Source organism: Streptomyces sp. SCSIO 75703 (genome assembly GCF_036607905.1).
Classification (GTDB): Bacteria; Actinomycetota; Actinomycetes; order Streptomycetales; family Streptomycetaceae; genus Streptomyces.
Genome location: NZ_CP144555.1, coordinates 3,498,825 through 3,518,619, shown reverse-complemented (window position 1 = coordinate 3,518,619; position 19,795 = coordinate 3,498,825). Strand labels below are relative to the sequence as shown.

16 protein-coding genes are annotated in these 19,795 nt (G+C 70.2%); 9 read left to right on the top strand and 7 right to left on the bottom strand.

Features of this window, described 5'->3' with window-relative positions; translation table 11 throughout:
* The first annotated feature begins 52 nt into the window (after window positions 1-52).
* Window positions 53-1,315, top strand: a complete 1,263-nt coding sequence (locus tag VM636_RS15360; RefSeq protein ID WP_030420061.1) for an MFS transporter — start codon at window positions 53-55, stop codon at window positions 1,313-1,315.
* Window positions 1,316-1,439: 124 nt separating this feature from the next.
* Window positions 1,440-1,949 carry a hypothetical protein gene (locus VM636_RS15355; RefSeq protein WP_030420060.1) on the top strand — a complete coding sequence of 170 codons (510 nt, stop codon included), beginning with the start codon at window positions 1,440-1,442 and terminating at the stop codon, window positions 1,947-1,949.
* 102 nt (window positions 1,950-2,051) lie between these two features.
* Here the strand turns inward: VM636_RS15355 and VM636_RS15350 are convergent, their stop codons facing one another.
* On the bottom strand, window positions 2,052-3,497 hold the full coding sequence (locus VM636_RS15350; protein WP_053913039.1) for a CCA tRNA nucleotidyltransferase: 1,446 nt from the start codon (window positions 3,495-3,497) through the stop codon (window positions 2,052-2,054).
* A 263-nt stretch (window positions 3,498-3,760) separates the two neighbouring features.
* Between VM636_RS15350 and VM636_RS15345 the strand changes: the two genes are divergently transcribed.
* The 7 genes from VM636_RS15345 to trxA all read left to right on the top strand — a co-directional run bounded on the left by VM636_RS15345 (window position 3,761) and on the right by trxA (window position 13,600).
* The gene (locus tag VM636_RS15345) at window positions 3,761-6,205 is read left to right on the top strand and encodes a DUF6049 family protein (RefSeq protein WP_053913038.1); all 2,445 of its coding nucleotides are present in this window, start codon (window positions 3,761-3,763) and stop codon (window positions 6,203-6,205) included.
* Between the two features lie 44 nt (window positions 6,206-6,249).
* Window positions 6,250-8,574, top strand: a complete 2,325-nt coding sequence (murJ, locus tag VM636_RS15340; protein ID WP_053913037.1) for a murein biosynthesis integral membrane protein MurJ — start codon at window positions 6,250-6,252, stop codon at window positions 8,572-8,574.
* A gap of 140 nt (window positions 8,575-8,714) precedes the next feature.
* Complete coding sequence (locus tag VM636_RS15335) at window positions 8,715-10,433, top strand: protein kinase family protein (RefSeq protein ID WP_053913036.1); 1,719 nt, start codon at window positions 8,715-8,717, stop codon at window positions 10,431-10,433.
* Window positions 10,434-10,463: 30 nt separating this feature from the next.
* Window positions 10,464-11,183 (top strand): RNA polymerase sigma factor SigM, encoded by a 720-nt coding sequence (gene sigM / locus VM636_RS15330; protein ID WP_030420055.1) that lies wholly within the window; start codon window positions 10,464-10,466, stop codon window positions 11,181-11,183.
* Window positions 11,180-12,046, top strand: a complete 867-nt coding sequence (locus VM636_RS15325) for a hypothetical protein (RefSeq protein ID WP_338484833.1) — start codon at window positions 11,180-11,182, stop codon at window positions 12,044-12,046. The genes sigM and VM636_RS15325 overlap by 4 nt, the downstream gene beginning before the upstream one ends.
* A gap of 217 nt (window positions 12,047-12,263) precedes the next feature.
* Window positions 12,264-13,232 carry a thioredoxin-disulfide reductase gene (gene trxB, locus VM636_RS15320; RefSeq protein ID WP_030420053.1) on the top strand — a complete coding sequence of 323 codons (969 nt, stop codon included), beginning with the start codon at window positions 12,264-12,266 and terminating at the stop codon, window positions 13,230-13,232.
* Window positions 13,233-13,267: 35 nt separating this feature from the next.
* Complete coding sequence (gene trxA / locus VM636_RS15315) at window positions 13,268-13,600, top strand: thioredoxin (RefSeq protein WP_053913033.1); 333 nt, start codon at window positions 13,268-13,270, stop codon at window positions 13,598-13,600.
* A 58-nt stretch (window positions 13,601-13,658) separates the two neighbouring features.
* Here trxA and VM636_RS15310 read toward each other — a convergent pair whose 3' ends face one another.
* From VM636_RS15310 to yidC, 6 genes are all read right to left on the bottom strand, one after another.
* A complete protein-coding gene (locus VM636_RS15310) occupies window positions 13,659-14,276 on the bottom strand; it encodes a GNAT family N-acetyltransferase (protein ID WP_053913032.1) in 618 nt (205 codons plus the stop codon).
* Between the two features lie 328 nt (window positions 14,277-14,604).
* Window positions 14,605-15,705 (bottom strand): ParB/RepB/Spo0J family partition protein, encoded by a 1,101-nt coding sequence (locus tag VM636_RS15305; RefSeq protein ID WP_338484831.1) that lies wholly within the window; start codon window positions 15,703-15,705, stop codon window positions 14,605-14,607.
* Window positions 15,702-16,775 (bottom strand): ParA family protein, encoded by a 1,074-nt coding sequence (locus VM636_RS15300; protein ID WP_107091320.1) that lies wholly within the window; start codon window positions 16,773-16,775, stop codon window positions 15,702-15,704. Before VM636_RS15300 ends, VM636_RS15305 begins: the two co-directional genes overlap by 4 nt.
* Before the next feature lie 368 nt (window positions 16,776-17,143).
* Window positions 17,144-17,863 carry a 16S rRNA (guanine(527)-N(7))-methyltransferase RsmG gene (gene rsmG / locus VM636_RS15295; RefSeq protein ID WP_053913030.1) on the bottom strand — a complete coding sequence of 240 codons (720 nt, stop codon included), beginning with the start codon at window positions 17,861-17,863 and terminating at the stop codon, window positions 17,144-17,146.
* A 124-nt stretch (window positions 17,864-17,987) separates the two neighbouring features.
* Window positions 17,988-18,500, bottom strand: coding sequence for a R3H domain-containing nucleic acid-binding protein (locus tag VM636_RS15290; protein WP_030420047.1), 513 nt, complete (start codon window positions 18,498-18,500; stop codon window positions 17,988-17,990).
* A gap of 15 nt (window positions 18,501-18,515) precedes the next feature.
* Window positions 18,516-19,793 carry a membrane protein insertase YidC gene (gene yidC / locus VM636_RS15285; RefSeq protein ID WP_030420046.1) on the bottom strand — a complete coding sequence of 426 codons (1,278 nt, stop codon included), beginning with the start codon at window positions 19,791-19,793 and terminating at the stop codon, window positions 18,516-18,518.
* Window positions 19,794-19,795: the final 2 nt, after the last annotated feature.

Genomic DNA, 19,795 nt, shown 5'->3' with positions numbered 1-19,795 from the left:
GTCCCCGGGTCGCGTGACCCGGGGACCTTTCCGGTATGTGAGGCTGTGCCCCATGGCCGTCGTCCGTGACCTGCGCATCCTGCTGCGCCTGAAGGGATTCCGGCGTCTGCTCGCCGTCCGTCTGCTCTCCCAGGGCGCCGACGGCGTCTACCAGGTGGCACTCGCCACCTACGTGGTCTTCTCGCCGGAGCGGCAGACGTCCCCGGCCGCGATCGCCTCCGCGATGGCGGTGCTCCTGCTGCCGTACTCCCTGGTGGGCCCTTTCGCCGGCGTCCTGCTGGACCGCTGGCGCCGGCGCCAGGTCTTCCTCTACGGCAACCTGCTGCGCGCGGTGCTGGCCTCCGGAACGGCCGTGCTCATGGTCGTCTCCGTCCCGGACTGGCTGTTCTACGCCTCCGCGCTGTGCGTGACCGCGGTCAACCGCTTCGTCCTCGCCGGGCTCTCCGCCGCGCTGCCGCGCGTGGTCGACGAGAGGCGCCTGGTCGTCGCCAACTCCCTCTCCCCGACCGCCGGCACCCTCGCCGCGACCGCAGGCGGCGGGCTGGCCTTCGTCGTCCGCCTGGTGATCTCGGACTCGGACGCCGCCGTGGTGCTGCTCGGGTCCCTGCTGTACCTGTGCGGGGCGCTGGTCTCGCTGCGCATCGCGGTGGACCTGCTGGGGCCCGACCGCGTGTCCGCCGCGCCGCGGCTGGCCGCGGCTCTCACGAGCAGCGCACGCGACATGGTCGCCGGGATCCGCCATCTGGTCGCACCCGAGCGCCGTGACGCGGCCTGGTCGCTCGTCGCCATGACACTGATGCGGTTCTGCTACGGCGCCCTTCTGGTCATGCTGCTGATGCTGTGCCGGTACGCGCTGACCTCGACCACCGACGAGGGGCTGGCGCTGCTGGGCCTGGCGCTGGGGGTCTCGGGCGCCGGCTTCTTCGCCGCGGCGGTGATCACGCCGTGGGCGGCGGTGCGCTTCGGGCCGGGCCACTGGATGGCGTTGTGCGCCGGGGCGGCGGCGGTGCTGGTGCCCGCGCTGGGCCTGCCGTTCGCCACCTTTCCCATGCTCGTCGCGGCGTTCGTGCTGGGGGTGGCGACCCAGGGGTCGAAGATCGCGACCGACACCATCGTGCAGTCCTCGGTCGACGACTCCTTCCGTGGCCGGATCTTCTCCGTCTATGACGTGCTGTTCAACGTCGCCTTCGTCGGAGCCGCGGGGGTGGCTGCCCTGATACTGCCGCCGGACGGCCGGTCTGTGCCGCTCATCGTCATGGTCGCCGCGGCATATGGAGCGGTTGCAGCGGTGATGGCGCGTTTTGGGCCCCAGTAAGTGTCACATCAATGACACAGAGTGGCCCGCGAGTAGGGCGTTGTCAGTGGGGCCGGATAGCTTACGTGGGTCTTACGACGCGACATGTTCGCGCCACGCACCCATGTTTGAGGGGGACCCCCAAGTGACCACTCCGCCGTCCCAGGGCAATCCGTTCGCGCAGGGCGAGCCGCAGGCCCAGCAGCCGCAGGGGGAGAATCCCTTCGCCCAGGGCCAGCAGGGCTTCCCGCAGCAGGCCGGCCAGCCCGGGTTCCCGCAGGGTGCTCCCGTGCCGCCGCAGCCGGCCCGCCGCAAGCTCAGCTTCAAGATGATCAAGAACATCGTCATCGTCGTGATCGTCGCCGGTGTGGCGATCGGCGGCTACATAGCCAGCCGGGACGACGCGAAGACGGCGGCGGTCGGGGACTGCATGCACCGCGGCAGCAGCAACGACGACGACCCCGACCTGGAGGTCGTCGACTGCAAGGACTCGAAGGCCCAGTACGAGGTCGTCGCCAAGGTCGAGGGCTCCTTCACGAGCAGCACGCTGGCCTCCAGCAAGTGCGAGGCCGAGGCCAAGGACTTCGAGTACACCTACACCGAGACGGGCCGTGGCAAGAGCTTCCTGCTCTGCCTGAAGGACTACAAGAAGTAGGCCGTCGGCACCTTCGATGCGCAAGGGCGGTGTTTCACGTGAAACACCGCCCTTGGTCTGTCCGTACTGGTGCTGTTTCACGTGAAACAGCACCGTGCCGGCTCAGTCGTTCTGGGCCGCCCACCACTCCTTGAGGGCTTCCACCGCCGCGTCCTGCCCCATCGGCCCGCGCTCCAGCCGGAGCTCCAGAAGGTGCTTGTACGCCTGCCCCACGGCCGGCCCGGGACGGACACCGAGGACCTCCATGATCTGGTTGCCGTCGAGGTCGGGCCGGATGGCGTCCAGCTCCTCCTGCTCTTGCAAGGCCGCGATCCGGTCCTCGAGACCGTCGTACGCGCGGGACAGCGCGGCGGCCTTGCGCTTGTTCCGGGTCGTGCAGTCCGACCGGGTCAGCTTGTGGAGCCGGTCGAGTAGCGGCCCGGCGTCCCGCACATACCGACGGACAGCCGAGTCGGTCCACTCGCCCGTGCCGTACCCGTGGAAACGCAGGTGCAGCTCCACCAGTCGAGAGACGTCCCGGACCAGGTCGTTGGAGTACTTGAGCACGGCCATGCGCTTCTTCGTCATCTTCGCCCCCACCACCTCGTGGTGGTGGAACGAGACCCGGCCGTCCGACTCGAACCGACGGGTACGCGGCTTGCCGATGTCGTGCAGGAGCGCGGCCAGCCGCAGCGTGAGGTCGGGCCCGTCGTCCTCCAGGGCCATCGCCCGCTCCAGGACGATCAGTGTGTGGTCGTAGACGTCCTTGTGGCGGTGGTGTTCGTCCCTCTCCAGCCGCAGGGCAGGCAGCTCGGGCAGGACGTACCCGGCGAGGCCGGTGTCCACCAGCAGGGTCAGCCCCTTGCGCGGATGCGGGGAGAGGACGAGCTTGTTCAGCTCGTCCCGCACCCGCTCGGCCGAGACGATCTCGATGCGGCCGGCCATGTCCTCCATGGCCCGCACGACCTCCGGCGCCACCTCGAAGTCGAGCTGCGCGGCGAACCGGGCCGCCCTCATCATCCGCAGGGGGTCGTCGGAGAAGGACTCCTCCGGGGTGCCCGGGGTACGGAGCGTGCGCGCGGCGAGGTCGTCACGGCCCCCGTGCGGGTCGATGAACCTCTTCTCCGGGAGCGCCACGGCCATGGCGTTCACCGTGAAGTCCCGGCGGACGAGATCCGCCTCGATGGAGTCACCGTAGGACACCTCCGGCTTCCGCGAGGTGCGGTCGTACGCCTCCGACCGGTAGGTGGTCACCTCGATCTGGTAGCCGTCCTTCTGCGCCCCGACCGTGCCGAAGGCGATACCGACCTCCCAGACGGCGTCCGCCCAGGGCCGCACGATCTTCAGGACGTCCTGCGGCCGGGCGTCGGTCGTGAAGTCCAGGTCGTTGCCGAGCCGGCCCAGCAACGCGTCCCGGACCGAGCCTCCGACGAGAGCGAGGGAGAACCCGGCCGCCTGGAAGCGGCGGGCGAGATCGTCGGCGACAGGGGCGATCCGCAAGGGTTCGGCGACCTCGGGGCGCTGCGCCTGGCTCGGGGCGGGGGCGTGGACTTCGTTGGCGTTCGGCACAACAGAACAGGGTACGTGGCCCGTGCGGGCGCGGGGCGCCCCGTCCGCTGGATCGTGCCCCGGACCACACCGCTTCGCCTCCGGACCACTCCTCTTTATAGAGGCACATGTCGGTTCCCCACCGAAAGGACCGCATACGGCGCCGTGCCCAGTGCTTCCGGATCTTGTGAGGTACGCCGCGGCACTTCCACTCCGCGCGCATCGTTACCATGCGTGGACGCACATTCCGACGACCACTGACACGACGAGGGACGGGCGAGCGCGTGGCCGAGGCGGCAGACTTCCAGGGGACCAGTCCCTCACCTGCCCGCCGGGGGCTGCGGCGTGCCCAGGCACTGCTCGCCGGAGCGCCCCTGCTGGCCGGTCTCTTCCAGCTTCCCGCCGCCGGCCCCGCACACGCCCAGGGGCAGGGCACGGGGGAGGCGGCCTCGGGCGCGGGTCCGGTGGCGGTCGCCGTCGACTCGCTCACTCCGTCGGTGCCGACCGACGGGGACACCGTGACCGTGTCGGGGACGGTGACCAACAACGGCAAGCGGGCGGTCACCGATGCCCACGTCGCCCTGCGGCTGGGTCCCGAGGTCGCCACCCGCTCGGCCATCGACACGGTCGCCAAGAACGCGGACAGCCTCCAGGGCGCGATCGCCCCCGAGGTCGGCGACAAGTACACCGAGAAGTTCTCCAAGCTCACCCCCGGCGTCTCCGAGCACTTCAACATCTCCGTACCGGTCGACGAGCTGAACCTCGGCAGGGACGGTGTCTACGAGTTCGCCGTCTCGCTCTCCGGGCAGACCTCCGCACAGCCCTGGGAGCAGATCCTCGGCATCCAGCGCACCTTCCTGCCGTGGAAGCCGGACGCGGCGGACACCAAGACCAAGACCACGTTCCTGTGGCCGCTGGTCTCCACCACGCACATGGCCGCCGAGACCGGTCCGAACGAGGAGCAGACGCCGGTCTTCCTCAACGACGACCTGGCCAAGGAGATCTCTCCCGGTGGCCGCCTGAACCAGATGGTGGCGCTGGGCAAGAGCCTGGACGTCACCTGGGTGATCGACCCGGACCTGCTCGCCTCCGTGGACGCGATGACGGGCAAGTACCGGGTCCGGAGCGGGGAGGAGACCACCCCCGGCACCCACCAGGCGGTCGCGAAGCAGTGGCTGGCCGACCTCCAGGGGGCGGTGAGCGGCAAGGAGGTCGTCGCCCTGCCCTTCGCCGACCCCGACCTGGCCTCGCTCGCGCACAACGGCACCGGCATCACCGGGTCGCTGAGCCAGCTCAAGGACGCCACGGACGTGGTCGCCAACACGGTCGAGCCGATCCTCCACGTGCAGCCGAGCACCGACTTCGCCTGGCCCGTGGACGGCGCGGTCGACCGGTCGATCGTCAAGGTCGCCACCTCGGCGGGCGCCGACAAGGTGATCGCGCGCAGCGACAGCCTCCAGGAGGCCGAGGGCCTGCCGTACACGCCCTCGGCAGCCCGGCCCATCGGTGGCGGGACGACCGCGGTCGTCGCGGACGCCCGGATGTCGACGGCGTTCGAGGGCGAGCTGAACACGGCCTCGGCCTCCACGCTCGCGGTGCAGCGCTTCCTCGCCCAGAGCCTGGAGCTGGGCCTCCAGAGCGGCAAGCAGCGCAGCATCGTCGTCGCCCCGCAGCGCATGCCCTCGGGCAGCCAGGCCCGCGCGATGGCCGAGGCCCTGGGCGCCCTCCAGAGCGGCACCTGGTCGCAGTCCCAGGAACTGTCGGCCGCCGCCGTGGCCAAGCCGGACCCGCGGGCCTCCACGAAGGTCCCCGCGGCCTCCTCCTACCCGTCGTCGCTGCGCAAGAAGGAACTGCGCCGCTCGGCGTTCGTGCAGATCACGCAGACGCAGGACAAGCTCGGCAACTTCAAGGTCGTGCTCTCGGACGAGTCCCGCGTGGTGACACCGTTCGGGCGGGCCCTGAACCGGGGCATGTCCGCCTCCTGGCGTGGCAGGGCCGCCGAGGCGGAATCCTTCCGTGACGGCGTGGAGAGCTACCTCGACGGTCTGGCCGGCCGGGTCCGGCTGATCGACAAGTCGGAGACCAAGCTCTCCGGCCGCAGCGCCACGATCCCCGTGACCGTGCAGAACAACCTGGTGCAGGACGTCGGCCCGCTGGTCCTGCGGCTCTCGTCCACCAACCCGACGCGGCTGGAGATCGGCGGCTCCGCCTACCAGGAGCAGCCGGTGTCCGTCTCCGGCGGCCACAGCCAGTCGGTGAAGTTCACCACCTCGGCCAACGCCAACGGCCGGGCGACCGTCATCGCCCAGCTCTACACGCCCGACGGCCGCAAGTACGGTGAGCCCGTCAGCTTCGACGTGAAGGTCACCGAGATCACGGCCACCGTGATGCTGGTCATCGGCGGCGGGGTCCTGCTGCTCGTCCTCGCCGGCTTCCGGATGTACACCCAGCGCAAGCGGGCCGCCGCCCGCGAGGCGGACGAGGCCGCCCCGGACGACGCCGACCGGGCCGCCCCCACCGAGGAAGACCAGGCCGGAACGAGTGAGACAGACGACGCGGAGCGAGCCGGCACGGTCCCCGGGGACCCCGCCGGGCCCGGCGGGCCTCTCCCCGAGGAGTCCGGGCAACGGCCCCGGACCGGCGACCCGGAGCAGCCGAGTGACCCGACACCGGACACCGCAACGGAAAACGCCGACCCGTCCGGCACGGGTGAGAGAGTGGACCGTTGAGGATGTCGTGGCCGGTCGGCCCGGGACGATGAGGTGGGGTAAGCATGAACGCGCCGTACGACGGTGACCGCGGTCAGGCCGTGGACGGCTCGGGCGACCCCGAGGGCCCGCCGCCCGACCACGCGGGGGCGCTGCCCCAGCCGCCCGCGGACATGTACCTCCAGGACGCCTACGACCAGGACCCCTACCGGGCGCGGGACCTCTCCGCCCAGGACCCGGTCTCCGAGGCGCTGTACGACCGTGCCGCGCATCCCCCGCCGCCCCCGGCCCCCGCGCAGCCGCCGCTGTACGGCCGGCCCGGCCCGTCCCCCCACGCCCCCGACCCGCGGGTCTGGGCACAGACACCGCCGCCGGAGCCGGAGGGCCCGACGCGGCACCTGCCGTACGGGGACGACCCGCGGACGACGCAGTTCGTCGGTGTCGACGACCTGGTCAGCCAGGCGAGCGAGGAGCGGCCCGAGCCGGACGCCTTCGCCCACCTCTTCCAGGACCAACAGCGCAACGGCGGCCACCCCTCGTACGACGATCACGGGCAGGTACCCGCGCCCACGCGCTCACCCGGGCCGTACGAAGGCGGGCGAGGACCGGAGCGGGGCGGCGGGGACCGGCCGGACGGACGGTTCGACGAGGCCCCGGCTCCCGGCCCGCTCGCGCCGGCGCCGGGGCAGTACGCGGTCGCCCCGAGCATCGAATCCGCCGAAGAGGTGGAGGAGCCCCCGGCCGTCGCGCCCACGAAGGGCGGGCGGGCCGGCGGTCTGCTGAAGTCCAGCGCCGTCATGGCGGCGGGCACGATGGTCTCGCGGCTGACCGGGTTCATCCGCTCCGCGATGATCGTCTCGGCCCTGGGACTCGCCCTGCTGGGCGAGTCCTTCCAGATCGCCTACCAGCTCCCGACGATGATCTACATCCTCACCGTCGGCGGCGGTCTGAACTCCGTGTTCGTCCCCCAGCTCGTGCGCGCCATGAAGGAGGACGACGACGGCGGCGAGGCGTACGCCAACCGGCTGCTGACCCTGGTCATGGTCGCGCTCGGCCTGCTCACCGCGCTGGCCATGCTCGGTGCCCCGCTGCTGGTCCGCGCGCTGTCGAACTCCGTCGCCACCAACCCCGCGGCCAACGACGTCGCCATCACCTTCACCCGTTACTTCCTGCCGTCCATCTTCTTCATGGGCGTCCACGTGGTGATGGGTCAGATCCTCAACGCCCGCGGCCGGTTCGGCGCGATGATGTGGACCCCGGTCCTGAACAACATCGTCATCATCGTCACGCTCGGCATGTTCATCTGGGTCTACGGCACGGCCGCGGACTCCGGTATGACCGTCCAGAGCATCCCGCCGGAGGGCGAGCGCCTGCTTGGCGTCGGCGTGCTGCTGGGCCTCGTGGTCCAGTCCCTGGCGATGATCCCCTACCTGCGCGAGACCGGCTTCCGGCTGCGGCTGCGGTTCGACTGGCGGGGGCACGGCCTGGGCAAGGCCGCGATGCTCGCCAAGTGGACGATCCTGTTCGTGCTCGCCAACCAGGCGGGCGCCCTCGTCGTCACCCAGCTCGCCTCGGCGTCGGTGGCGGACACGGAGATCTCCGGCACCGGCTTCAGCGCCTACGCGAACGCCCAGCTCATCTGGGGTCTGCCGCAGGCCATCATCACCGTCTCCCTGATGGCCGCCCTGCTGCCGCGTATCTCCCGCTCGGCCGCCGAGGAGGACTCCGGCGCCGTCCGCGACGACATCTCCCAGGGCCTGCGCACGACAGCCGTCGCGATCGTGCCGATCGCCTTCGGCTTCATCGCGCTCGGCATCCCGATGTGCACCCTGATCTTCGGCTCGTCCGGCACCGGTGCGGCCACGAACATGGGCTTCATGCTGATGGCCTTCGGCCTCGGCCTCATCCCGTACTCCGTGCAGTACATCGTCCTTCGCGCCTTCTACGCCTACGAGGACACCCGGACGCCCTTCTACAACACGGTGATCGTGGCCCTGGTCAACGCGGGCGCCTCGGCGGTGTGTTACCTCGTGATCCCGGCGCGGTGGGCCGTGGTCGGCATGGCCGCCGCCTACGGGCTCGCGTACGCGATCGGTGTGGGCGTCGCCTGGCGCCGGCTGCGCAAGCGGCTCGGTGGCGACCTGGACGGCTCCCGGGTCCTCAGGACCTACGCCCGTCTGGGCATCGCGTCCGTCCCCGCCGCCCTGCTCAGCGGTGCGGCCTGCTACGGGATCAGCCGCACGCTCGGCCAGGGCGTCCCCGGATCGTTCGTCGCACTGCTGGCGGGCGGCGCCGTGCTGCTCGGTGTCTTCTTCGCGGCCGCCCGCCGCATGCGCATCGAGGAGGTCAACTCGCTGGTCGGCATGGTGCGCGGACGCCTGGGACGCTGATACCCGGGGTAGGCGCACAACCATCGTCCGCCGCCGTGTGTCGTGCATAGCGGCGGACTGTGGGCACAATTGGTTTTGGCGTCGGAATGCACGCGACGGGTGTCGGCCGGCGTGCATCGAATGGGGAGGCAGGAACGACGGTGGCGGAACGGAGCACAGCTGCCGTCGACGTGGCAGACAACAGCGGCGAGCAGTCGCTGACCGCACAGGCGGACCAGTCCACGGCCGACGGGGTGGCCAACAACCGGGAGCGGGACACGGACAGCGACGAGGCACAAGGGAGCCCCACGAGCGAGGAGCCCGGCAAGACCTCGCCTCCCGAACTGCACAGCGGGCACAAACTCGCCAGACGCTACCGCCTCGAGGAGTGCCTCACCCGGCTGGACGGTTTCAGTAGCTGGCGTGCCGTCGACGAGAAGCTCCGCAGGGCGGTCGGGGTGCACATCCTGCCCGCCGACCACCCGCGTGCCCGGTCGGTGCTGGCCGCGGCCCGCTCCGCCGCACTCCTCGGTGACCCCCGCTTCGTCCAGGTGCTGGACGCCGTCGAGGACAACGACCTCGTCTACGTCGTGCACGAGTGGCTGCCCGACGCCACCGAACTGACCGCGCTCCTGGCCTCCGGCCCCCTGGAGCCGTACGACGCCTACCAGATGGTCACCCAGATCGCCTCCGCGATGGCCGCCGCCCACCGCGAGGGTCTGGCCCACCTGCGGCTGAACCCCAACGCCGTCCTGCGCACCTCCACGGGCCAGTGGCGCATCCGCGGGCTCGCCGTCAACGCCGCCCTGCGGGGCATCGGCTCCGACACCCCCCAGCGCACCGACACCGAGGCCATCGGCGCCCTGCTGTACGCCATGCTCACCCAGCGCTGGCCGTACGAGGACGATGCCTACGGGCTGTCCGGCCTGCCCAAGGACGTCGGTCTGATCCCGGCGGACCAGGTGCGTGCCGGAGTGCATCGCGGTCTGTCGGAGCTGGCCATGCGGGCGCTCGCCAACGACGGCGCCACCGCCTCCCGCCACGAGTCTCCGTGCACCACGCCGGAGGAGCTGGTGAAGGCGATCGGCGAGATGCCCCGCATCCGCCCGCCCGAGCCCGCCTACACCGCCCCGCCCGCCTACCAGCGCACGGCCTACCAGAAGGGCGGATACAGCCGCCCAGCCCCGCATCCCGGGGTGACCCAGCCGGTGCCGCCCCCGCCGCCCCCGCTGCAGAGCCGCGCGGGCAAGGTGCTGAAGTGGGGTGTCTCGGCCCTGCTGATCGCCGCGCTCGGTCTCGGTAGCTGGCAGCTCGCGGACGCCCTCATGGAGCGCGGCGGCAAGGCAGGCGACCAGAACCAGACCCAGACGACGGACGGCGGCGACAAGAACGCCGACCAGGACAAGCCCACCAAGCCGATCGCGGTCCAGGGCGCCCAGGAGTACGTCGCCGAAGGCTCGGCCCAGGCGCCGAAGGACGTGTACAAGACCTACGACGGCGACCCCTCCACGTTCTGGCGGACGAAGAAGTACAACGACGGCCCGCCGATCGCCCCGTACAAGCCCGGTGTCGGCATCGTCTACGACCTCGGCTCCGCCGAGGATCTTTCGACGGTGACGATAGGTCTCCGGTACCCCGGTGACCGCACGACCGTGCACCTCTACGCCACCGACGCGCTGTCCCCCTCGACCGGCATCGACGGGATGAAGGAGATCGGCACCGCCACCACCACCGGCACCTCGCTGACGGTCAAGGCGTCGGAGCACGCCAAGAGCCGGTACGTACTGCTGTGGATCACGGCACTGCCGTACGCTCCGGCCGACGGCTACAGCAGTGCCGGCTACAAGCAGGCCATCACCGACGTCACGTTCAAGGGCTGAGCGCCGCCGAACCAGCGGGGAGGGGGTCCGATGGCAGGTGGCACGTACGGCGACACCAGCGATCAGGACCTCCTGGCCCGGCACGTGCAGGGCGACCCGGATGCCTTCGGTGAACTGGTGCGCCGCCACCGCGACCGGCTCTGGGCGGTGGCCCTGCGCACCCTGGGGGACCGCGAGGAAGCCGCCGACGCCGTCCAGGACGCCCTCGTCTCCGCCTACCGGGCCGCGCACACCTTCCGGGGCCAGGCGGCCGTCACGACGTGGCTGCACCGGATCACCGTGAACGCCTGCCTGGACCGCGCCCGCAAGGCGGCCTCCCGGAAGACCTCCCCGGTCGACGACGCCGAACGCCTCGACCACTTGCTGGAGCCACACGAGGCGGCCTCCGCCCCCGCCGAGCGCAAGGACCTGCACCGCCAGTTGCTGGAAGCCCTCGGGACACTGCCGGCCGATCAGCGGGCGGCACTCGTCCTGGTGGACATGCAGGGCTACCCCGTCGCGGAGGCGGCGCGCATCCTGGACGTCCGGCCCGGCACGATCAAGAGCCGGTGCGCCCGTGGACGAGCCCGCCTGCTGCCACTGCTCACTCATCTGCGTCCCGGCGGGAGCGGGGACAGACAGACGGCCGACGGGCAGCGGAACCGGATGCAGAAGGCGTCCGTCCCACCCGCAGCGGGACCGCCGACGGTTTCCCCGGACGCGGAGCTGGACGACCCAGCCGCAGTGAAGGACGGAGGTGAACGAGCATGACGTCATCGACGGCAGACATGACCGGGCATCCTGAGGTCACGGAGATCTCCGACCTCACCGAGGGCCTCCTCGCACCGCCCCGGGCCACGCTGCTCCGGCGGCATCTGGAGAGGTGCGCGGCGTGCGCGGACGTCCACGCGTCCCTGCTGGAGATCCGCGACCTGCTCGGCACCCTGCCAGAGCCGGTACCGATGCCCGAGGAGGTGGCGAGCCGTATCGACGCCGCTCTCGCGGCCGAGGCGAAGACACGGGAGCCATCGCCCGACTCCGGCTCTGTTTCACGTGAAACACGCGCAACGGCGGCGCGGCCGGCTGGGCATGCCCGGCCTTCCACGACCGGCCCCGGGCGCAAGAGCCGCGGGCAGGCTGGACGGCGCAGGATCGCGATCCTGGGTGCGGTGACCGCTGCCGCCGCCTTGGGGCTCGGCTCGGTGATCGTGTCGTCCCTGGGGAGGGACAGCACGCCCGACACCGTCGCCCGGGCCCAGGCGACGCTTGCGGACACCTTCTCCGAAGGACAGCTCGAGGACCGTGTCGCCGCCCTCCTCGCGGGCGGGCAGTGGGATGAGAGCGGCCCCGGAACGCCGCACACCCTCGGCATGGAGTCCGAGACCGGACCGGAGAACCGTGTCCTCGAGCAGCCGACCGTCCCCGCGTGCGTGCGGCAGGGCATCGGGCGAGACGACGTGGCCCTCGCGACGGAGGCGGGTGTCTACCAGGGCAAGGAAGCGCTGCTCGTCGTACTGCCCGACAGCGCGCACGCCGGACGGGTCACCGCGTACCTCGTCGACTCGACCTGCGTCGGCCGTCCCTCTCTCGGCGAGGGCACTGTCCTGCTTCAGCACAGCTACACGCGTCCCTGAGCGCGCTCACCACGGCGGGGCCCGTTTTCGCGCGCCGAGGGCCTCTCATCGCGTCGCCTCCCGAATCGGGGCACTCCCGGATGTCCCGGCACCGGCTGCCGTGTGCCCGGGCACAGTGGGAATGCGCGCCCCTTAGTATCCGTTGGGTGGGATGAGAGCTCCGTAGAAGAGTTCCATCCGGCCCTGAAGACACAGTCCAGAGACGAGGAATGAAGCCGTGAGCGACGTCCGAAACGTGATCATCATCGGCTCCGGGCCCGCCGGCTACACGGCGGCGCTCTACACCGCGCGCGCGTCGCTGAAGCCGCTGGTGTTCGAGGGCGCCGTCACGGCGGGTGGTGCGCTGATGAACACCACCGACGTGGAGAACTTCCCGGGCTTCCAGGAAGGCATCCTCGGTCCCCAGCTCATGGACAACATGCGGGCCCAGGCGGAGCGCTTCGGCGCCGAGCTGATCCCGGACGACGTCGTCGCCGTCGACCTTGCCGGCGAGATCAAGACCGTCACCGACACCGCGGGCACGGTCCACCGGGCGAGGACGGTCATCGTCACCACCGGTTCCCAGCACCGCAAGCTCGGCCTGCCGAACGAGGACGCCCTCTCCGGCCGCGGCGTCTCCTGGTGTGCGACCTGCGACGGCTTCTTCTTCAAGGACAAGGACATCGCCGTGATCGGCGGCGGTGACACGGCGATGGAGGAGGCCACCTTCCTCTCCCGCTTCGCCAAGTCCGTGACGGTCGTCCACCGCCGCGACACCCTGCGCGCCTCCAAGGCGATGCAGGAGCGCGCCTTCGCCGACCCCAAGATCAACTTTGTCTGGGACAGCGAGGTCGCCGAGGTCCAGGGAGACCAGAAGCTCTCCGGCCTGAAGCTGCGCAACGTCAAGACCGGCGAGCTGTCGGACCTGGCGGTCACCGGCCTGTTCATCGCCATCGGCCACGACCCGCGCACAGAGCTGTTCAAGGGCCAGCTCGACCTGGACGCCGAGGGCTACCTGCAGGTCGAGGCCCCGTCGACCCGTACGAGCGTGGCCGGGGTCTTCGGCGCCGGTGACGTGGTGGACCACACCTACCGCCAGGCCATCACCGCGGCCGGCACCGGCTGCGCCGCCGCTCTCGACGCCGAGCGTTTCCTCGCCTCCCTCAGCGACGAGGACCAGGCCGAGCCCGAGAAGACCACTGTCTGACCCCGCCGCCCCAACCAGTTACTAAGGAGCCCGCCGTGGCCGGCACCCTCAAGCAAGTGACCGATGATTCCTTCGAGCAGGACGTGCTCAAGAGCGACAAGCCCGTCCTGGTGGACTTCTGGGCCGCCTGGTGCGGACCGTGCCGCCAGATCGCGCCGTCCCTCGAGGCGATCGCCGCCGAGTACGGCGACAAGATCGAGATCGTCAAGCTGAACATCGACGAGAACCCGGGCACGGCCGCCAAGTACGGCGTCATGTCGATCCCGACCCTGAACGTCTACCAGAATGGCGAGGTCGCCAAGACCATCGTCGGTGCCAAGCCCAAGGCCGCGATCATCCGCGACCTGGAGGACTTCATCGCCGGCTGACGTTTCACGTGAAACACGAAGGGGCCGACCCATCGGTGGTCGGCCCCTTCGTCGTCCCTCACAAGGGCCGCAGCGCCGGCTCCTTCTGGACGGCGCCGAGCAGCCTGTCGAGCGCCATCTCGACGTCTTCCTTCCAGGACAGCGTGGACCGCAGTTCCAGCCGGAGCCGGGGGTACCGCGGGTGCGGGCGGACCGTCTTGAAGCCGACCGCCAGGAGGTGGTGCGCCGGCAGCACACAGGCGGGTTCCTTCCAGCGGGCGTCCCCGAATGCCTCGATCGCCTTGATCCCGCGCCGCAGCAGGTCCTTGGCCACCGTCTGCACCATCACCCGGCCCAAGCCCTGCCCCTGGTAGGCGGGAAGAACGAACGCCGTGATCAGCTGCACCGCGTCGGAGGAGACGGGGCTCGTCGGGAACGCCATCGAGCGCGGAACGTAGGCGGGAGGAGCGTAGAGGACGAAGCCCACCGGGACGTCGTCGACGTAGACCACGCGACCGCACGAGCCCCAGTCCAGCAGGACAGCGGAGATCCAGGATTCCTTCTCCGGAGCCGCCGTGCCCCCGGTTACCGCGGCTTCGCCGCTGACGGGGTCCAACTCCCAGAAGACGCACGCCCGGCAACTCCCGGGGAGGTCCTGAAGGTTGTCCAGCGTGAGCGGTACGAGCCGACGCCCCATGAAGGCTGATCCTCGCTTCCTTCACTCGCCGCGGCACGAGCGGCCCTCAGGGCCCTCCGTTCCCTGAGCAGGCCGCACAGGAAACCACCGACCACGCCCAGCCCCACTCCCGCGCTCACCAGTGCGGCGCGGTTCATCGTTCGCATGCCCCTGCCTGCCTCTCGGAGGTACTGCCGGGTGCGAGCGCCCCTCTCGTTGGCATCGTATCGACGATGCGGTGGCACCGACACCGGCGAACGGCAAAGGGCGGGTCGTGATCCGGTGAGGTACCAGATCACGCCCGCCCTGACGGCAGGGGGACACCATCACGGCGTCCCCCTGCCCGACATCAGGAGTCGGATTCCTCCGAGTCGTCGTCCAGGAGGCTCTTCTGCAGAACGCGGCCTTCACCGGGAGCAAGGCTGCCGAGGATGCGCTCCAGGTCTTCCATGGAGGCGAACTCCACGGTGATCTTGCCCTTCTTCTGCCCCAGGTCGACCTTCACCCGCGTCTCGAAACGGTCCGAGAGCCGGGTGGCCAGGTCGGAGAGAGCCGGAGAGACCCGGGCTCCGGCCCGCGGCCCCTTGGACCGCGTAGTCCTCTGGGGACCGGAACCCATGAGCGCCACGATCTCCTCGACGGCCCGCACAGAGAGCCCTTCGGCCACGATGCGGTGAGCCAGTCGGTCCTGCTCCTCCGCGTCCTCCACCGAGAGCAGCGCCCGCGCGTGGCCCGCCGAGAGCACACCGGCGGCGACCCGTCGCTGCACGGTCGGTGACAGCTTCAGCAGACGCAGCGTGTTCGAGACCTGAGGACGGGAGCGTCCAATCCGGTCCGCGAGCTGGTCGTGAGTGCAGTTGAAGTCCTGCAGAAGCTGGTCGTAGGCGGCGGCCTCTTCCAGGGGGTTGAGCTGAGCCCGGTGGAGGTTCTCCAGCAGGGCGTCCAGCAGGAGCTTCTCGTCCTCGGTCGCCCGGACGATCGCGGGGATCGCCGTCAGGCCGGCCTGACGGCAGGCCCGCCAGCGACGTTCACCCATGATCAGCTCGTACCGCGAAGGACCCGTCTGCCGGACGACCACCGGCTGGAGCAGGCCCACCTCCTTGATGGAGGTCACGAGTTCCGCCAGCGCGTCCTCATCGAAGACGTCGCGCGGCTGTCGCGGGTTCGGCGTGATGGCGTCCAGGGGGATCTCGGCGAAGTGCGCGCCAAGAGGAGCCGCCGGAAGGTCCGTACCGCCCTGAGGAACGGGGGCTTCTGTTTCACGTGAAACAGAAGCGAGTGCCGCCACCTTCGCCGCGGCCACGCCTCGCTCGGCCGACAGGCCGGAAACGGCCGCGGGGGGCACGGATGCCGCGTTCCCCAGCGCTGCCGAGGCCACCGACTTCTCGGTCGGAGCAGCGGGAATCAGTGCGCCGAGACCACGGCCCAATCCCCTCCGTCGCTCGCTCACTGCATCCCCTCCACCATGGTCGGATCTGTCTGGGCACCGATGTGGGCGTGGGTCGCGTCATAGCTGATGCCCACACCCCTCAGTGCGATTTCGCGGGCCGCCTCCAGGTAGGAAAGGGCTCCACTCGAACCTGGATCGTAGGTCAGCACCGTCTGCCCGTAGCTCGGCGCCTCGGAGATACGGACCGAGCGAGGAATGCTCGTCCGCAACACTTCCTCGCCGAAGTGGCTGCGCACCTCTTCCGCGACCTGGGAGGCAAGCCTCGTCCGGCCGTCGTACATGGTGAGCAGGATCGTCGACACGTGCAGCGTGGGGTTCAGGTGCCCCCGGACCAGGTCGACGTTGCGCAGGAGCTGACCCAGGCCCTCCAGGGCGTAGTACTCGCACTGGATCGGGATGAGCACCTCCTGGCCGGCGACGAGCGCGTTGACCGTCAGCAGACCAAGGGAGGGCGGGCAGTCGATGAGGATGTAATCCAGCGGCTGTTCGTAGGACTGGATCGCCCGCTGCAACCGGCTCTCGCGTGCCACCAGGGAGACCAGTTCGATCTCCGCACCGGCGAGATCGATCGTGGCGGGCGCGCAGAAGAGACCCTCGACGTCCACCACCGGCTGGACGACCTCCGACAGGGGCCGGCTCTCCACCAGGACGTCGTAGATGGACGGCACATCGGCGTGGTGATCGATCCCCAGGGCCGTGGACGCGTTGCCCTGGGGGTCCAGGTCGACGACCAGGACCCGCGCACCGTGCAGAGCCAGCGAGGCGGCAAGGTTGACGGTCGTCGTCGTCTTGCCCACCCCACCCTTCTGATTGGCGACCACGACGATGCGGGTCTGCTCGGGGCGCGGCATTCCCTCACCGGCCCGGCCCAGTGCCTCTACCGCCATCTGGGCAGCACGACCGACCGGAGTGTCGTCCATCGGTGGCGGTGTTTCACGTGAAACATCCGCCCCCATCGACTCGGTTCGGGGACCGGGGACCGGATCGGTCATCGGTCCCGCGATGTTGGCGTCGGACCGCAAGGATTCACTCTCCTCGACTTCAGGCTCGGAATGAACAGAGCCTCCCATGCCTCCGGGGTCATGAACCAGTGAGGCCTGGCCTTCTGTGGAGAAATCCACCTCTGTGGACAACTCCGTACCCCGGGAGAGGGACACAGCGTCCGACGACCCGGGCTCCTCCCCGAGGGAGCCGAGAGGCCGTCGATCGCGCGGTTCGGCCGCAGCGCGGCCGCGACTGATGATGCCGTGCAGCAGTGAGCGACGTTTCACGTGAAACACGATGCAGTGCGGTCGATGCGGGGATGCCGCGACACTCCGGCGGGACCGGTCGGGGAGGCTGGAGTGGAGGTACGTTCCCTCGTCTGGACGGACCGGCCCCACACCCCCGGCCGGTCATCACGGCACGTCCCGGGGCACCCTCCGCACCGCGCTTGCGGCTACCCACGGCGTCGGCGGGCCCGCCCGGTCCTCGCTGCCTTCGCGCGCTTGGCGGCGAAACGCACGCCGCCGGGGCTCTCCCCCACCTCGACGCGCACCACGGTGGAGCGGGGGTCCACGATGCCCTCACCGACATGCAGGATCGACGTCTCCACGGCGCCCAGCTTGCTCAGCGCGGCCGACGCGGCCTTCAGCTCCTCCTCGGCGGTGTCGCCCTTGAGGGCGAGCATCTCCCCGTACGGCCGAAGCAGGGGGATGCCCCAGGTGGCCAGGCGGTCCAGCGGGGCGACCGCGCGCGCGGTCACGACGTGCACCGGCGGGATCTTCCCCATGACCTCCTCGGCCCGGCCCCGCACCACCGTCACGTGGTCCAGGCCGAGCAGCTCCACGACCTCCGTCAGGAAGTTGGTCCGCCGCAGCAGCGGTTCCAGGAGCGTGATCTTCAGGTCCTCCCGGACGAGCGCCAGTGGGATGCCCGGCAGGCCGGCCCCGGAGCCGACGTCGCAGACCGTGACCCCTTCGGGCACGACCTCCGAGAGCACGGCGCAGTTGAGCAGGTGCCGCTCCCACAGCCGGGGAACCTCGCGCGGGCCGATCAGACCGCGCTGCACTCCCGCCTCGGCGAGCAGCTCCGCATAGCGGATCACGTCCGCGTAGCGATCGCCGAACACCTCACGTGCCTGCTCGGGCACAGGCGGGAGCTCCGCTGCCTCCGTCACGGGGAACCGTCCTTCCGTACCGCACGGCGCGCGCTGGGCGCCGCTGCCAGAACCACCAGTATCAGGCTGAGAAAAATCGGCCCCGTCTGTCGCGCAGACGGGGCCGGAGGATCGGGCGAACCGATCAGGCGGGGAGTACGACGACGAAGCGCTGCGGCTCCTCGCCCTCGGACTCGCTGCGCAGTCCCGCGGCCTTGACCGCGTCGTGCACGACCTTGCGCTCGAAGGGCGTCATCGGCTTCAGCCGGACGGCCTCGCCGTTGCTCTTGACCTCGGCCGCGGCCTTGGCGCCCAGCTCGGACAGCTCGGCGCGCTTCTGGGCCCGGTACCCGGCGATGTCGAGCATCAGCCGGCTGCGGTCCCCGGTCTCCCGGTGCACGGCGAGGCGGGTCAGCTCCTGCAGGGCCTCCAGGACCTCGCCGTCCCGGCCGACCAGCTTCTGGAGGTCACGGCTGTTCGAGTCGCTGATGATCGAGACAGCGGCACGATCGGCCTCGACGTCCATGTCGATGTCACCGTCAAGGTCGGCGATGTCGAGCAGACCCTCCAGGTAGTCCGCGGCGATCTCGCCCTCCTGCTCGAGGCGGGTCAGGGTGTCTGCGCCCTCGGCAGCGGCGGAGGTGGTGCCTTCCGTCACGGGATGGACTCCTTCTTACTTCTTCGACGGGGACTTGGGCCGCTGCGGGCCCTTGCGCTGACCGGACTGGGCCTTGCTGCGGCCTCCGCCGCCGGACTTCTGCGCGGGCTTCTTGGCGGCACCGGCGGTGGACGCGGTGGCGCCGCCGGCCGGGGAGTCATCGGACTTGCTCAGCGAGGTCTTGTCCTCGTGGTCGCCCTTGCCGGACTGCCGCTGGGCCTTGCTCTGGCGCTTGGGCTGCTGCCGCTTGGGCGTCGCGCCGGTGGCGGCCGCGCCGTCCTCGGTCTGCGCGGCGGCCTCGGCCTCGCTCTTCACCACGGTGCCGTCGGGCTGGGCGGCGAGGCCGGCCTTGTTCAGCCCGTTGATGAACTTCCGCTCGAACTCGTTGCGGTCCCGGCCCTTGGCGACGATCGCCTTCACGATGGCACGCTCGCCGCGGCCGCGGGTCCCGCCGTGGTGGGAGACGCGCTTGGAGAGGCGCTCCAGGTAGGAAGCCTGGGCCTTGGAACCGGGGGTCGGGTTGTTGTGGATGACGTACATCTGCTGGCCCATGGTCCACACGTTGGTGGTCAGCCAGTAGACGAGGACACCGACCGGGAAGTTCACGCCGAAGACGGCGAACATGACCGGGAAGACGTACATCAGCATCTTCTGCTGCTGCATGAACGGCGTCTTCACCGTGGTGTCGACGTTCTTCGTCATCAGCTGGCGCTGGGTGAAGAACTGCGAGGCCGACATCAGCACGATCATGATCGCGGTGACGACCCGGACGTCGGTCAGCGAGGCGCTGAGGGCGGCGACGTCGCTCTCACTGCTGAAGAACTTGGAGGCCAGCGGGGCCCCGAAGATGTGCGCCTTCTGCGCGCTCTCCAGCAGGGGCTGGTTGATCACGCCGATGGTCTTGTTCGACGCGATGCCGTTGAGCACGTGGTAGAGGGCGAAGAAGAACGGGGACTGCGCCAGGATGGGAAGGCACGAGGAGAGCGGGTTGGTGCCCGTTTCCTTGTACAGCTTCATCATCTCTTCGGACTGACGCTGTCGGTCGCTCTTGTAGCGCTCCTGGATCTTCTTCATCTCCGGCTGGAGCGTCTGCATCGCGCGCGTGGCCTTGATCTGCTTCACGAAGAGCGGGATCAGGCAGATGCGGATCAGGATCACCAGGGACACGATGGACAGGCCCCAGGCCCACCCGGTATCGGGGCCGAAGATGGCGCCGTACACGCTGTGGAACTGGACGATGACCCAGGAGACTGGTGTCGTGATGAAGCTGAAGAGGCTGGCGATCGTGTCCACTA